Raw genomic sequence first — 14374 nt, forward strand, 5'->3', positions numbered from 1 at the left:
ACTGGATGCCATCATCATGGCATCCGGCCACGCCCGCCCCCGTGGACCAGCCCCCCCCCAGGAGAAATCGGCATGGAACCCAATCATCGCTTCAACGTGGTCTACGTGTTGATCGCCATGATGCTCTTCCTGACGTTCCAGAACGTCTATCACAACTGGCGGACCACCGATCCCATCCCCTATTCGGAATTCACCCAGCTGCTGGAGGAAGGCCGGATCGCCAAGGTGGAGGTCTCCGACGACCGGCTCACCGGGACCTACTCCTCTCCCCAGGCCGACGGACGTATCGCCTTCACCACCAACCGCGTCGACCCCGACCTGGCGGAGCGTCTTTCACAGCACGACATCACCTTCGACGGCCGCCCAAAGAACCCCTTCCTGAACGTGCTGCTGTCGTGGTTCATCCCGCTGGTCCTGCTGTTCGTCATCTGGTCCTTCCTGATCCGCCGCATGACCGGCGGAGGCGGTATCGGTGGCATGATGTCGATCGGCAAGTCCAAGGCCAAGGTCTATGTCGAGACGTCCACCAAGGTGACCTTCGAGGATGTCGCCGGGGTCGACGAGGCCAAGAACGAGCTCCAGGAGGTCGTGGCCTTCCTGCGCGACCCCGAGCGCTACGGCCGTCTCGGCGCCCATATCCCCAAGGGGATCCTGCTGGTCGGTCCACCCGGAACCGGCAAGACCCTGCTGGCCCGGGCCGTGGCGGGTGAGGCCGGCGTGCCCTTCTTCTCCATCTCCGGCTCGGAGTTCGTCGAGATGTTCGTCGGGGTCGGCGCCGCCCGGGTCCGCGACCTCTTCGAGCAGGCCTCCAAGGCCAAGCCCTGCATCATCTTCATTGACGAGTTGGATGCCCTGGGACGAGCCCGGGGACCGGGCGCCATGGGGGGCCAGGACGAGAAGGAGCAGACGCTCAACCAACTGCTCTCCGAGCTCGACGGCTTCGACCCCTCCACGGGCATCGTGCTGCTGGCCGCCACCAACCGGCCGGAGATCCTCGATCCCGCCCTGCTGCGCGCCGGCCGCTTCGACCGCCAGGTGCTGGTGGACCGCCCCGAGCGCAAGGGACGGCTGCAGATCCTGCGCGTGCACATCGGCAAGATCCGTGCACTGGGCCCCGACGTGGACCTCGACCACATCGCCTCGCTGACCCCGGGCTTCACCGGCGCCGACCTCGCCAACCTGGTCAACGAGGCGGCCCTGCTCGCCACCCGCCGCGACAGCGAGACGGTCGGCATGGAGGACTTCACCAACGCCATCGAGCGCATCGTCGCCGGCCTCGAGAAGAAGAGCCGGCTGCTCAATGCCCATGAGCGCGCGGTGGTCGCCCACCACGAGATGGGGCATGCCATGGTGGCCGCCTCCCTGCCAGGCATGGACCCGGTGCACAAGGTGTCGATCATCCCCCGCGGCGTCGGCGCCCTGGGCTATACCATCCAGCGGCCCACAGAGGACCGCTTCCTGCAGACGACCAGTGACCTGAAATACCGAATGGCCGTGCTGATGGGCGGGCGCGCCGCCGAGCAGCTTATCTTCGATGAGATCTCCACCGGCGCAGCCGACGACCTGGCCAAGGTCACCGAGATCGCACGGGACATGGCGACCCGCTTCGGGATGGCCGACGACGCCGGCCAGGTGGTCTACGAGAAGGATCGCCAGGCCTTCCTGGGCGATACCTACGGTATCAGCCAGCCCCACGACTACTCCGAGGACACCGCCCGCGAAATCGACCTGTCGGTGCGCCAGCTGGTTGACGAGGCCTATGCCCTGGCCAGGGAGACCCTGACCCGACGTCGCCAGGATCTCGAGACCGGCGCCACCCTGCTGCTCGAGCGCGAGACGCTCACTGCCGACGAGTACCCGCCGATGAAGCCGTCTGTGCCCGCCGAGAGCGCCTCCGACGCCGGGACGTGATGCCCGGCATCGCCGCGGTCGGCGTCTCCCGGGGGCGTCCTTGAGACGCCCTTAAGAAACCCCTAAGAAACCCTTAAGAAACCCTCCCGATACTCCGCCCCCGACCGCCAGCGCCCGGCCATGATGGTGCTCACCGACTTGGCGCGCACCACACCGCAGACCGTCAACGAAGACCACCCCGTCGACGAGGCCCGCCAGATGATGGTCAGTGGCGGCATGATCCAGACACCGCTTCACAAGACCCCGACCCTGACCATGGAAACCCTGGCCTCGCTGACCATCGGTAACCTTATCCGGACGCTGAAGAGCTTCGGTGAGCAGCACATGCTGGTGACCGAGCCCACCTCACACAAGGGAGTCCGCATCCGCGGAATGATCTCGGCGGCAGACATCGGCCGTGTCATCGGTTATGGCCCGCGCGGGATGCCAGAGGCGAGAAGCTTCGCCGACATCTGCAAGGTGGTGATCGGCCATTAGCCGTGAGGCCGGGCGTGGTTCAGACTCCGAAGGGATAGGTGTCGGGGATGGCCTCGCGCTGCCAGCTTGACCCCGGTTCCAGCGGCTCGACGGCCGTGGTCTCGTCCAGGTGGTAGAGGGCATCGAACTGCTCTGCCAGGCGGGCCTGGAAGTAGTGACTGCCCCGTTCCGTCTCCGGGCGATAGATCACCCCGATCGCCCGCTCCAGCAGAGAGACCTGCAGGGGGTCGGTCCACCCCGGCAAGAGCGGCAGGAAGAAGCGATCGAGTCCGCTCTGGTGGAAGAGGCGCTCGATGCTGCCCTGGAGTGAAGGGTGTACGCAGCGGTGCTCGACCGGCCCGTCCCAATCCCGAGCGGCGGTGACATGACCAGTATGCGTGGTGAAGCCCACCAGCAGCACCCGCTCGGCACCGAAGCGCCGACGCGCCAGCTGGCCGACATTGTGCTGCCCCTGGCTCCACCCCATCTCTGTGGCTCGGGCATCGCCCAGGTGAGAGTTGTGGGCCCACACCACCACCCTGCCCTCGCCTCCCTGGCGGCGCAGGTGGTCGTGCAGCTCGGCGAGGGTCTCGGTCATGTGGTCGTCGCGCAGGTTCCAGGTATCCACTCGGGCGCCGAACATGGCGCGGTAGTAGGCCTCGGCATTGACCACCACCCGGGCATTCTGCTCGGCGAAGAACTGCGCATCGACGGCCCGGCGCCCGTCCGCCGCCAGGTACGCCGCGGCCTTCTCCACCAGCCGGACCTGCAACCCCACGGCCGCCCGCTCGCAGGAGGGACTCAGGCCGAAGGCCACGTTGCGCCCGTAGTGAACGGGGTCGCCGCGATGATCGAGGCAGGCGTAACCCCGGCGGGCGACCTCGGCCTGCTCCGGGTCGACCCCCTCCAGATACTCGATCACCGCCTCCGCCGAGCGGTGCAGGCTGTAGAGGTCCATGCCGTGGAAGCCCACCTTCTTCGCCAGGGGCTGGCGGGCGTTGTACTGGCGCAGCCAGGCGATGAAGTCGCGCACCTCATGGTTGCACCACATCCAGTGGGGAAAGCGCTGGAAGTCCTCGAAGGCCTCGGCGAGGGAGTCCTCGCCCCCGCCCCGTACGTAGCGGTCCAGGCGCAGGGCATCGGGCCAGTCGGCCTCCACCAGCACCGCCTCGAAGCCCTGCTCCTCGATCAGCCGCCGGGTGATCTCCGCGCGCGTCCGATAGAACTCGGCGGTGCCGTGGGAGGCCTCACCGAGCAGCACGAAGGGCCGGTCGCCGACCAGGTCGAGCAGCGCATCATGGTCGCTCGTGCGACCCTCCAGCCGGATGGCCAGGTCCCGCACACAGGCAAGGGGGGTGGTCATGACGGGCACCTCCGGAAAACGCGTCGAGGCCTACCCAGGAAGTCTAGCCCACTGTCGTCGGGTGGCAGGGGGCGCGACACGACCGCCGCGGCGAACAGCCCGATAGGAGCCAACGCACGCGGCAGACCCCGGCCCGACCCATACGGCCTGCCGGGGACTCGACTATGCTGGGGGTTCTTTCAATGCGGCGAGGACGCACCATGCGCATTACCCACCTGACGGCCTACACCGGCGAGCTCCACTACGACGGCACGGCCTACGCCTTCGCCGGCGGGCGCTCGTATCAGCAGTTCACCAGCACCGTGGTGGTGCTCGACACAGATGAGGGGCTGACCGGCGTGGGCGAGGTGTGTCCCTGCGGGCCGAGCTACATGCCCGCCTTCGCCGGGGGCCTGCCCGCCTGCCTGGAGGAACTCGCACCCCACGTGATCGGGGAAGACCCCCGACACACCACGCGCCTGGCCCGCAAGATGGACCAGGCGCTCAATGGCCATGCCTATGCCAAGGCCGCCATCGATCTTGCCTGCTGGGATCTGCTGGGCAAGGCGGCGGGCTTGCCCGTGCATGTGCTGCTGGGCGGGCGGCTCATGGAGACCATGCCGCTGCATCGCATCGTCCCGCTGGCGGAGCCAGAGGCCATGGCGAATTCCCTTGCCGCCTACCGCGCAGCGGGCTTCCGGCACTTCCAGGTCAAGCTGGGCCATGAGGTGGAGGACGACATCGCGATGATGCGGGTGCTTGCCGAGGGCCGGCCGCCGGGCGAGGTCTGGGTGGGCGACATCAATGGCGCCTGGCGCAGGGACCAGGTGGCACGATTCTCCCGCGCGCTGTCGGATCTCGACCTGATCCTGGAACAGCCCTGTGCGAGCTATGAGGAGTGCCTGTCGTTTCGCCAGCGCTCGCACCACCCCATCAAGCTGGACGAGAGCCTGAACAGCATCGCGGACGTGCAACGGGCGCTGCGCGACGATGCCATGGACGCCATCGCGCTGAAGGTCAGCAAGTTCGGCGGCCTGACGCCCTCCCGCATCATCCGCGACCTGTGCGTCGCAGCCGGGATCCCGATGACCATCGAGGACGCCTGGGGCAGCGGTATCGCCACCGCCGCCTATGCCCAACTGGCAGCCAGCACGCCCACGCCTTACCTGCTCAACACCACCGACCTGCACCGCTACAATACCACCCAGCTGGCCCACGGCGCCCCGGAGGTCAGCCACGGCACCATGACCGTCAACGACCGCTCGGGGCTTGGCATCGAGCCGGATTTCGACCAGCTCTCTGGCCCCATCGTGGAACACGGCTGAGCATCCTCCCGCCCTCCCCGCGACGGTGCACGATTCACGACCCGTCAGTTGCCGGCGTGCGCCTCTTGCCCTTCCTGCTCGGTACGCCCGAACCGCTCGCGAAGACGCTCGAGGTAGCTCAGCAGCACCGGGATCACGGCGAGCACCAGCAGGGTCGAGAAGGCCAGGCCGAAGGCGATGGAGACGGCCATCGGGATCAGGAACTGCGCCTGAAGCGAGGTCTCGAAGAGCAGCGGCAACAGCCCGCCGATGGTGGTCAGCGAGGTGAGCAGCACGGCCCGTACCCGCTGCACCACCGCCTCATTTAGGGCCGTCTCGATGGCCAGCCCCTTGTTGCGCTGGTGGCGATAGAAGGCCACCAGAATGATGGCGTTGTTGACCACGATACCGGAGAGCCCGAAGAGCCCGAAGAGCGAGAGCATGGTCAGGTTGAGGCCCAGCGCCCAGTGCCCCAGCAGGGCCCCGACCAGCGCCAGCGGAATGATCGTCATGACGATCAACGGCAGGCTCCAGGAGTCGAAGACCCAGGCCAGCACCACGTACATCAACCCCAGCCCGATCATCAGCCCGGTGCGCATGTCAGCGAAGGTCTCGCGCTGGTCGGCGGCGCGCCCCTCGAAGCTGTAGCGCAGCCGGTGGGTGCTGGCCAGCGTCGGCAACACCTCCGCGGAGATCGCGCCGAGGACGCGTTCGGCGTTGGTGATCTCGGTATCAAGCTCCGCGGTGACCTCCACTGCCAGGCGACCATCGGCATGGCGCAGCGCCTCGAAGCCCTGACGATGATCCAGGGCCATGACCTGATCGATGGGCACGAAGCGACCATCGGGCACGCGCACGCTGAGTCGCGACAGGGTCGAGAGCCGCTCGCGCTGTTCCCGGGGCAGCAGCACCCGCACCTCGATCTCGTCGGCGCCGTCCTGGTAGATCTGCACCAGGCGGCCGTCGAAGGCCGCCCTGAGCTGACGACCCAGGTCGAGGGTGGTCAGCCCCAGGGCCTCGCCGTGGGCGTTGACCCGATAGATCAGCTGCTCGCGTCCCCAGGGCATGTCGTCCTCGGTGTCGAGCACACCGGGCAGCTCACGCAGCGAGCGGGTGAGCGACACCGCGGCGGCCTTGAGGTCGCCGGCCGACTCGCCGGTCAGCCGGATGTTGACGTCCTTGCCGGGCGGCCCCGCGGCCCGCTCGTTGATGGAAAGGTTCTCCAGGCCCGCCGGCTCGACCATCCGCGAGCGCCAGACGCGGATGAACTCGGCATTGCGCACGTCGCGGTCGTCGGAGGCGGTGAGTTCCACCATCATCGAGCCGACATTGTCCCCGCCACGCCCCTGCTGGCCGCCGGAGATGGTGCCCCCGTGTCGGGTCACGGCGTTCTGGACGAGGCCTCCGCCCAGTGCCTCCTCCGTCTCATCCAGGGCAGCCTGCATCCGCGTGAGCAGGGCATCGACGCGGCCGCGGTCGGTGCCGGACACGAAGCTGGCATTGGCGTAGAGAATGTTGGGTTCGGGCGTGGGGAAGAAGTTGAATTCCAGGCGCCCCCCGACCAGCAGGCCCAGGGTGAAGAGCACCACCGCCAGCGCCGAGGCCAGGGTGGCGCCGCGGTGGCGCAGGGTCAGCGCAGAGAAGCGCCGGAAAGGCCCTTCGCGGAAGCGCTCGAACGCCGCCTCGAAGCGATCGCGGGGCCGCGACAGCAGGTGGAGCCTTGACGCCTTGCCCGGTACGAAGGCGTTGCGCAAGTGCGCCGGCAGCACCACGAAGCACTCCAGAAGCGAGGCAACGAGCACACAGATCATGATCACCGGGATATCGCCGAGGATGTTGCCAATCACCCCGCCCACCAGCAGCAGCGGCATGAAGGCGGCCACCGTGGTCAGCGACGAGGCGACCACCGGCCAGAGCATGCGCCGCGCAGCCCCCTCGGAGGCGTGGCGGGCAGGCTCGCCCATGCGGAAATGAGCATCGGCGTCCTCGCCCACCACGATGGCATCGTCGACGATCACCCCGAGCGCCATGATCAGCGCGAACAGCGATATCATGTTGATCGAACCACCGATCCCCCAGAACACCGCCATGGCCGCGAGGAAGGCAGTGGGAATCCCGATGGCGACCCACAGCGCCACTCGGGCGGGAAGGAAGAAGTAGAGCAGCAGCAGCACCAGCGCGAGGCCGCCCAGGCCGTTGCTGATCAGCAGCCAGATGCGCTCGGCGATCAGTTGCCAGGTCTCGTCGTGGACCTCGAGCTCTACCGACGGGGGCAGCTGCGGACGGGTCTCCTCGAGCCAGCGCGTGAGCACGTCGGCGGCGGCAAGGGAATTGCCGTCCTCGCTTCGCTGCAGCATCAGCTCCACCGCCGGGTGGCCATCGCGGCTTAGGGTCACCGATGACTCGCGCGCCTCCTGGCGGATGGTGGCGATGTCGCCCAGGCGCAGCTGCACCCGTTCACCGCTGATCACCGGAAGGTCGGCGAAGGCCAGCGGATCGCGGCGCTGCTCCACGGCGCGCAACTCGCGGGTACTGTCCTGCTGGCCGAGCAGGCCCGCCGGCAGGTCACGTGACATCGCCTCGATCCGCTCGGCGATCTCCCCGAGGCTCAGCTGCAGCCCCTGAAGGTGCTCCGCCGGGACCTCGATGCTGATCTGCTGCTCGGGCAGGCCGCTGATCTCCACCCGGTCGATGCCCCGCTGCAACAGCTGGTCCTCGTAGCGGTTCGCCAGGTGACGAAGCTCCTGGTGGCTGACCTCTCCATGCACCAGCAGCCGGGCCACCGGCTCGTAGCGGGCCGCCCGGGCGACCCGCGGCGTCTCGACGTCTGAGGGCAGGTTGGTGAACTGGTCGACCTGCTGGCGGACATCGTCCAGGGCCAGGATCGGATCGCTGCCCTCGGTGAATTCGAGGGTGATGCTGGAGACACCCTGGGCCGAGGTTGATGTCATCCGATTGAGGCCATCGATGCTGCGCAGGCGCTGCTCGAGGGGGATGGTGATGCCCTGCTCGATGTCTTCCGCCGAGGCACCGCTCCACACCGTGCGCACGCTGACCACGTCCAGGGCGAAGGAGGGGAAGAACTGGATGTTCATGCGCGACAGGCCCAGCGCCCCGCCGAGCAGCATCATCAGCATGACCAGGTTGGCGGCGACCCGATGGTGGACGAAGAAGCCGATCAGGCCACGCCGGCGACTCATGGGCGCGCCTCATCCACGCCATCGCTTACGTCGTCGTTGCCATCATCGCCGACCTCGACCCGCAGGCCTCGCATGGCATTCGGCAGGTGGGTGGTGATCACCCGGTCGCCGTCGGCAAGCGACTGTCCGGTGACCAGCGCCCAGCGTTCCCCGTCGGCTCGGACCACGTCGCCATGGTGGGTCACCGCCAGGCGCCGCATGCGGCCCGAATCGTCCATCAGGTAGAGGGCATCGTTGCCGTAGAGGCTGCTGTAGGGCACCGCCAGGCTGTCGGGCACCGCCGGTCGCGCCAGCGACACGGCCAGCAGACTGCCGGGGCGCAGTCCCTCACCGCCCTCCTCGAGGCGGAAGATCGCCTCGGTACCGGCCGGGTCGCCCTCGCCGGCCAGCCCGTCGAGCACGAAGCGTGCGCCGCCGTCGCTGGTAGCCTGGAGCCGTTCGCCCCGCGCCAGGGCATTGATCAGCTCGGCTTGATGGCGATGAGGGATACGCGCGCGCAGCTCCAGGCCTTTCTCGGGATAGAAGGACAGCAGCTCGCTGTGCGCGGCGACCTGGTCCCCCGGGGCCACCTGGATGCGCGTGACGGTGCCATCGAAGGGGGCGTCGACCCGGCTGCGCTCGGCATCGCGGCGGGCCTCGGCCAGCATGGCCCTGGCACGCGCCAGCCCGGCCTGGAGCGACCTCAGCCGGGCGGGATGCTCGGTGATCGCCCGCTCACGGGTCGCCACCGTCACGCGGGCGCGGGCTAGCTCGTTGCGCGCCGCATCCAGGTCGGACTGGGAGGCCAGCTTGCGGCCCACCAGCGAGCGGGTACGCTCCAGTTGGCGAAGAGCATTGTCGACCAGTTCCTGCTCACGCGCGAGGGTCTCGCGGTCGCTCTCGTGGCGGACTCGCTCGTTCTCCGCCTGGGCCTCGCGATCGGCCACTTCGGCCTCGGCCTGTTCCAGGGGTGGGCGCACGTCGGCCTCGTCCAGGGCCACCAACCTCTCACCGCGGGCTACCCTCTGACCCTCGCGCACCGGCCGCTCGGCGATCCTTCCTGCCAGGGAGGCGGTGACGGTCAGCATCTCGGGAGCGGTGATCTCGCCATAGAGCGGCAAGGCGGGGGCATGGGGCCGCAGGTTGGCCGACAGGGTCTCTACCCGCCAGCGGCGCTCCTCGGGGGTGACGCTTGCGGTCTCGGGTCCGGTGGCGCGAAGCCACAGGAAGGCCGCCACACCGAGGGCAAGGATCAACAGAGGAAGCAGGCGTCTGAGCATCGTGCTGGGTCCCACCGGGCATATCAACAACCTTCAATATACAGCCATCTGGCGGTGTTTGTCGGCGAGGAGACGCCTCGAATCGGGTATCATCGGCCCCAATTCACCTCGCGGAGACGCCATGCAAGCCGCCCTCCCCCTGCCGCTCTCGACCCCCAACCGCAACCTGGTGCGGTTGACCATCGTGCGCGGCATCACCTGGACCGGCTTCCTGGCCGCCATCATCATCGGCATCGAGGTGCTGGACTTCTCGCTGCAGGTGCATGCGGTGATCGCGGTGATCGTTACCATGGGGGCGATCAACATCGCCACCTGGTGGCGGCTGGGCCGTCCCCGGGCGGTCACGCATCAGGAGTATCTGGGCCATCTCATGGTCGACGTAACAGGGCTCACGTTGCTGTTCTACTTCACCGGCGGCTCTCACAACCCCTTCATCAACTACTACCTGGTCCCGGTGACCATCGCCGCGGCCACCCTGCCGTGGCGACATGCCTGGCTGGTCGCGGCCTCCTCGATGGCCGCCTACAGCTTCCTGATGGTGAGCTATCAGCCGATTCCGCAATTCGCCCAAGGCTTCGGCGAGACGACTCTGGGCCTCCACGTGCTGGGCATGTGGATGAATTTCGCGCTCTCAGCGGGGCTCGTGACCTTCTTCATCTACAAGATGGCCCATGCGCTGCGCAGACGTGACCAGGCGCTGTCGCGAACCCGCGAGGCGGCCCTGCGCAACGAACAGGTGCTGGCAGTGGCCACTCAGGCAGCGGGGACCGCCCATGAGCTCGGCACGCCGCTCTCCACCATGGCGGTGCTGCTCGCCGAGATGCGCGAGGACGCCGGCGGCGACCCGGCGCTGACCCGGGACCTGGAACTGCTGCGCCAGCAGGTCGACACCTGCAAGTCGCGGCTGCGGCATCTGGTGGACAACGCCGACCGCCGACGCATGGCCGAACCCGAGTCGCGCGAGGCCCAGGCCTGGCTCGCCGGGGTGGTGCAGCGCTGGCTGGTGCTGCGCCCGGACGTGAGTCACCGCCTGGGGATCGCCGAGCGGCGCGACCCTCCCTGGCTGGCGGTAGACGCCACCCTAGACCAGGCGCTGACCAACCTGCTCAACAACGCCGCCGACGCCAACCCGGATGACATCACCATCCGGCTGGACTGGAATGGCGACGAGGTGATCATCGACATCCGCGATCACGGCCCCGGGGTGGCGATGTCCATCGCCGACCAGCTGGGCGAGACCTTCGTTTCCACCAAGAGCAAGGGGCTGGGCATCGGCCTCTTCCTGACCCATGCCACCATCAACCGCTTCGGTGGCGGCGTCAGCCTGTACAATCATCCCGACGGCGGCACCCTGACCGAGGTGACCCTGCCGCGCAGCCAGCCTTCGACCTGACGGCTACGGGAGTCCCTGACCCTGCGAGGACGAGATGCAAGAGACCGCCGAACGCCTGCTGATCGTCGATGATGACGAGATGTTCTGCCACGTGCTGGACAGGGCACTGACTCGCCGCGGCTTCGAGGTGCTGGTGGCCCATGATGTCACCCAGGCCCTCTCACTGGCGCGCCGCCACCAGCCCCAGCTGGCCACCCTGGATCTCAAGCTGGAGAACGAATCGGGCCTCAAGCTGCTGCCCGAACTGCTGGAACTGGTGCCGTCGTGCCGGGTGGTGGTACTGACCGGCTATTCGAGCATCGCCACCGCGGTGGAGGCGATCAAGCTCGGCGCGGTGAACTACCTCTGCAAGCCAGCCGATGCCGATGAGGTGCTCGCCGCCCTGTCACGGGAGAAGGGCGATCCGGAGATGGAAGTGGCCGACAACCCGCCGTCGATCAATCGCATCACCTGGGAACATATCCAGAAGGTGCTCCAGGAGCACGATGGCAACATTTCCGCCACGGCCCGGGCACTCGGGATGCACCGGCGCACCCTGCAGCGCAAGCTGCAGAAACGGCCGGTGAGGCGTTAAAGCGGCCAAGACCGTGTGTCGCAACCGACAAGAGCAAACCCCGAGGTCATGGCCTCGGGGGTTGCTTTTAGCTCTGCGCTTGTGGCTCGGCGCTATTACTGTGCGGTCCAGCCCAGGTCCATGTTCCAGCTGGCGCCGGTGACGGCACCGGCTAGGTCTGAGGCCAGATAGCCGACCAGCTCGGCGACCTCATGGGGCTCGATCAGGCGCTTCACGGCGGCATTCTTGAGCATGATCTTCTCGATCACCTCCTGCTCCTGCATGCCGTGCATCTTCGCCTGGTCGGCGATCTGGCCCTCGACCATCGCGGTCTTCACATAGGCCGGGCAGATGGCATTGGCGGTGATGCCCTGCTCGCCGCCCTCCAGCGCCGCGGTCTTGGTCAGGCCGATCATGCCGTGCTTGGCACTGATGTAGGCGGCCTTGCCCGGCGAGGCCACCTGGGCGTGCACCGAGGCGATATTGACGATGCGCCCCCAGCCGTTCTCACGCATGCTCGGCCAGGCCGCCTGGGTGAGCAGGAAGGGTGCGGTGAGCATCAGGTCGATGATCTGGCGCCACTTCTCCTCGGGGAAGGTCTCGATGGGCGAGACGTGCTGGATGCCCGCGTTGTTGACCAGGATGTCCACGCGACCGAAGCGCTTGATCGCCTCGGCCACCGCCGCCTTGCAGGCCTCGCCATCGGTCAGGTCGGCCTGGAAGAAGGCGGCACCGGCCTTCTCGGCGACCTCCTTGCCGGCCGGGTTGAAGTCCACGGCCAGTACCTGATGGCCCAACTCGCAGAAATGGCGGACCACGGCCTCCCCGATGCCACTGCTGGTCCCGGTGACCAGGGCGACGCGGGGGGTGGAAGCGTTGGCGGTCATGCGTGACTCCTCTTGTACGGTTATCCAGGGTTCTGCGGGACGAGGCGGCGTGCCCCGCCGGCAGGCACCTGATGGGTGTGGTTGGCGTTATCGCTATCCGGCACCAGCATAAGGCGGATGACGCAGCGCGTCATCCACTCAGGGCATCGACTCAGGGCATGGACTCGTCGGGCGTCATGACCCGCTCCATCAGTTGCTGTGCCAGGCGGCTGGCAGCCTGGAGGGAGTCGAGATCGGACAGGTCGTCCATCAGCTCGCAGCGCCACCAGACGCCCGGTTCGCCGAGGCACTCCCGGGTGAAGGGATAGCGACCGGAGGGCAGTGCCAATGTCAGGCGTTGCTCGTCGGAATGCGCGGTGGCCTCGTCGTCGATCACCAGCGCCAGCGAGAGCGACACGGGCGTGACCAGGGCGCCGAGCAGGCCGCTGCGACCATCCGTCAGGATGTGGGGCTGAAAGCAGAGGGCATCGACGCCCAGCCTGGGGTTGTATTGGGGTTGGCCCTTGGCGGCCTTGAGGTAACAGCGGTTCCAGGCCTCGGCCAGGCGGCTCAGCCGCGCATACTGGTCGGCACTCAATGCCTGCATGGTGTCCTCCGGTTCGGCGAGGCGCCCAGTATAGCCGCCGCACTTGATCCTCGGCACCAGGCCTTCGCACCCTGTTATCCGCCGCGGGCATTCGGCACGGACATGGCGAGCTGCTAGCATGAAGGGCCGTTGTCCATGCCGAGGAGCCGCCATGACCCCCGCACAGCGCCTTGAGATCGCCGTCGATATCGCCCGGGAGGCCGGCCAGATGATCATCGAGGCCCGGCAGGGTCAGACCTTCGGCCATCGCTACAAGCATGGCCATGAGCTGGTCACCGATACCGATGTCGAGGTTGACACCCGGATCAGCGAACGCCTCCAGCAGCACTTCGCCGATGAGGCCCGCCTCAGCGAGGAACTGGCCCCGGACCGAGCGGCGCTGTCGACTCCGGATGCCCTATGGGTGGTTGACCCCATCGACGGAACGGTCAATTTCGCCCACGGCCTGAACCACGTGGCGGTCTCCATCGGCTGGGCCAGCCAGGGCAAGACTCGCCTGGGTGTCGTCCATGCCCCCTTCCTTGGCGAGACCTTCACCGCCCTGGATGGCCAGGGAGCCTGGTGCAACGGCGCGCCGATCCGTGCCAGTCGCACCGGCAGCCTGACGAACTGCCTGGTAGGCACCGGCTTCCCCTACCGCCGCGACAGCCGGCCGCCGCTGATGCGTCGCCTCACCGCGGTACTCGCCCATTGCCAGGACGTGAGACGTAACGGCTCGGCTGCACTTGACCTGTGCGACGTGGCCTGCGGCCGGCTGGATGCCTACTACGAGAGCGTATCCCCCTGGGACTGCGCCGCGGGCTGGCTGATCGCCCGCGAGGCCGGCGCCCGGACCGGTCACCTCTATCCCGGCCCGGCAGGCATTCCCGAGGATCTCTACGGAGAAAACCTGCTGGTGACCGCCCCCGAGGTCCACGTCGAGCTCGGCGACCTGCTGCGCAGGGCCGATGCCGGCGAGATCGACATCTGAGGTAAAGCCTTCGAGGGTCACCGATAAGGCTCAGCGATGACGTTCATCGATAGCGCTCTCCCATCACCCCACAAGGAGGCGACTATTGGAGAAAGACCGCGCGCTCCTTCACAATGGCGCCCCGATTCCCCCTATCGTCCATTCCCACGCACCCCGCCGTGCAAGGAGTCATTTCATGTTCATCGTCATCTTCGGCCGTCCCGCCTGCCCCTTCTGCGACCGCGCCAAGGCGCTGGCCGCAAGGCTCGAGAGCGCCGGAGCCATCGAGGGCCACCGCTACGTCGACATCCATGAGGAAGGCATCACCAAGGCCGATCTGGAACAGACCATCGGCCAGCCGGTGCGCACCGTGCCGCAGATCTTTGTCGACCAGACCCATGTCGGTGGCTTCACGGAGTTCGATCGCTACGTGCGCGACAGCGACCAGCTGTCAGCCATCGTCTGAATCGAGGCGGCCGGCGGCCGCCGGTATCGTGAGGGAACGTCTTTCCCGCGTTGAATGCCCCCCCGACC

At 67.6% G+C, this 14374-nt stretch carries 12 protein-coding genes; 7 read left to right on the top strand and 5 right to left on the bottom strand.

All coding sequences use genetic code 11. The annotated features are described in order from the left end of the window. The first annotated feature begins 72 nt into the window (after positions 1-72). Complete coding sequence (gene ftsH / locus ABE960_RS08350; RefSeq protein ID WP_349761786.1) at positions 73-1911, top strand: ATP-dependent zinc metalloprotease FtsH; 1839 nt, start codon at positions 73-75, stop codon at positions 1909-1911. Between the two features lie 120 nt (positions 1912-2031). Continuing rightward, positions 2032-2388: a CBS domain-containing protein gene (locus ABE960_RS08355; RefSeq protein ID WP_349761787.1), complete on the top strand. Its 357-nt coding sequence runs from the start codon at positions 2032-2034 to the stop codon at positions 2386-2388. A 19-nt stretch (positions 2389-2407) separates the two neighbouring features. Here ABE960_RS08355 and ABE960_RS08360 read toward each other — a convergent pair whose 3' ends face one another. Beyond that, the gene (locus tag ABE960_RS08360; RefSeq protein ID WP_349761788.1) at positions 2408-3730 is read right to left on the bottom strand and encodes an erythromycin esterase family protein; all 1323 of its coding nucleotides are present in this window, start codon (positions 3728-3730) and stop codon (positions 2408-2410) included. A 200-nt stretch (positions 3731-3930) separates the two neighbouring features. Here ABE960_RS08360 and ABE960_RS08365 point away from each other — a divergent pair, with 200 nt between their 5' ends. Beyond that, entirely contained in the window at positions 3931-5034 is a 1104-nt protein-coding gene (locus ABE960_RS08365) for a mandelate racemase/muconate lactonizing enzyme family protein (protein WP_349761789.1), read from the top strand. A gap of 44 nt (positions 5035-5078) precedes the next feature. Here ABE960_RS08365 and ABE960_RS08370 read toward each other — a convergent pair whose 3' ends face one another. Together ABE960_RS08370 and ABE960_RS08375 are read right to left on the bottom strand one after the other, a co-directional pair. Then, a complete protein-coding gene (locus tag ABE960_RS08370) occupies positions 5079-8213 on the bottom strand; it encodes an efflux RND transporter permease subunit (RefSeq protein WP_349761790.1) in 3135 nt (1044 codons plus the stop codon). Then, positions 8210-9472 (bottom strand): efflux RND transporter periplasmic adaptor subunit, encoded by a 1263-nt coding sequence (locus ABE960_RS08375; protein ID WP_349761791.1) that lies wholly within the window; start codon positions 9470-9472, stop codon positions 8210-8212. Before ABE960_RS08375 ends, ABE960_RS08370 begins: the two co-directional genes overlap by 4 nt. Positions 9473-9593: 121 nt before the next feature. Here ABE960_RS08375 and ABE960_RS08380 point away from each other — a divergent pair, with 121 nt between their 5' ends. Together ABE960_RS08380 and ABE960_RS08385 are read left to right on the top strand one after the other, a co-directional pair. Next, complete coding sequence (locus tag ABE960_RS08380) at positions 9594-10865, top strand: ATP-binding protein (protein WP_349761792.1); 1272 nt, start codon at positions 9594-9596, stop codon at positions 10863-10865. 34 nt (positions 10866-10899) lie between these two features. Continuing rightward, positions 10900-11439, top strand: coding sequence for a response regulator transcription factor (locus ABE960_RS08385; protein ID WP_349761793.1), 540 nt, complete (start codon positions 10900-10902; stop codon positions 11437-11439). A 95-nt stretch (positions 11440-11534) separates the two neighbouring features. Here the strand turns inward: ABE960_RS08385 and ABE960_RS08390 are convergent, their stop codons facing one another. Both ABE960_RS08390 and hybE read right to left on the bottom strand, forming a co-directional pair. Further along, complete coding sequence (locus ABE960_RS08390) at positions 11535-12305, bottom strand: 3-hydroxybutyrate dehydrogenase (protein WP_349761794.1); 771 nt, start codon at positions 12303-12305, stop codon at positions 11535-11537. A 151-nt stretch (positions 12306-12456) separates the two neighbouring features. Further along, entirely contained in the window at positions 12457-12948 is a 492-nt protein-coding gene (gene hybE, locus ABE960_RS08395) for a [NiFe]-hydrogenase assembly chaperone HybE (RefSeq protein ID WP_349761795.1), read from the bottom strand. Between the two features lie 94 nt (positions 12949-13042). Between hybE and ABE960_RS08400 the strand changes: the two genes are divergently transcribed. Both ABE960_RS08400 and ABE960_RS08405 read left to right on the top strand, forming a co-directional pair. Beyond that, positions 13043-13861, top strand: coding sequence for an inositol monophosphatase family protein (locus ABE960_RS08400; protein ID WP_349761796.1), 819 nt, complete (start codon positions 13043-13045; stop codon positions 13859-13861). Positions 13862-14036: 175 nt separating this feature from the next. Next, positions 14037-14306 (top strand): GrxA family glutaredoxin, encoded by a 270-nt coding sequence (locus tag ABE960_RS08405; RefSeq protein WP_349761797.1) that lies wholly within the window; start codon positions 14037-14039, stop codon positions 14304-14306. The last annotated feature ends 68 nt before the right edge of the window (positions 14307-14374 follow it).

The organism is Halomonas aquatica, assembly GCF_040196335.1.
In the GTDB taxonomy this organism is placed as follows: Bacteria; Pseudomonadota; Gammaproteobacteria; order Pseudomonadales; family Halomonadaceae; genus Halomonas; species Halomonas aquatica.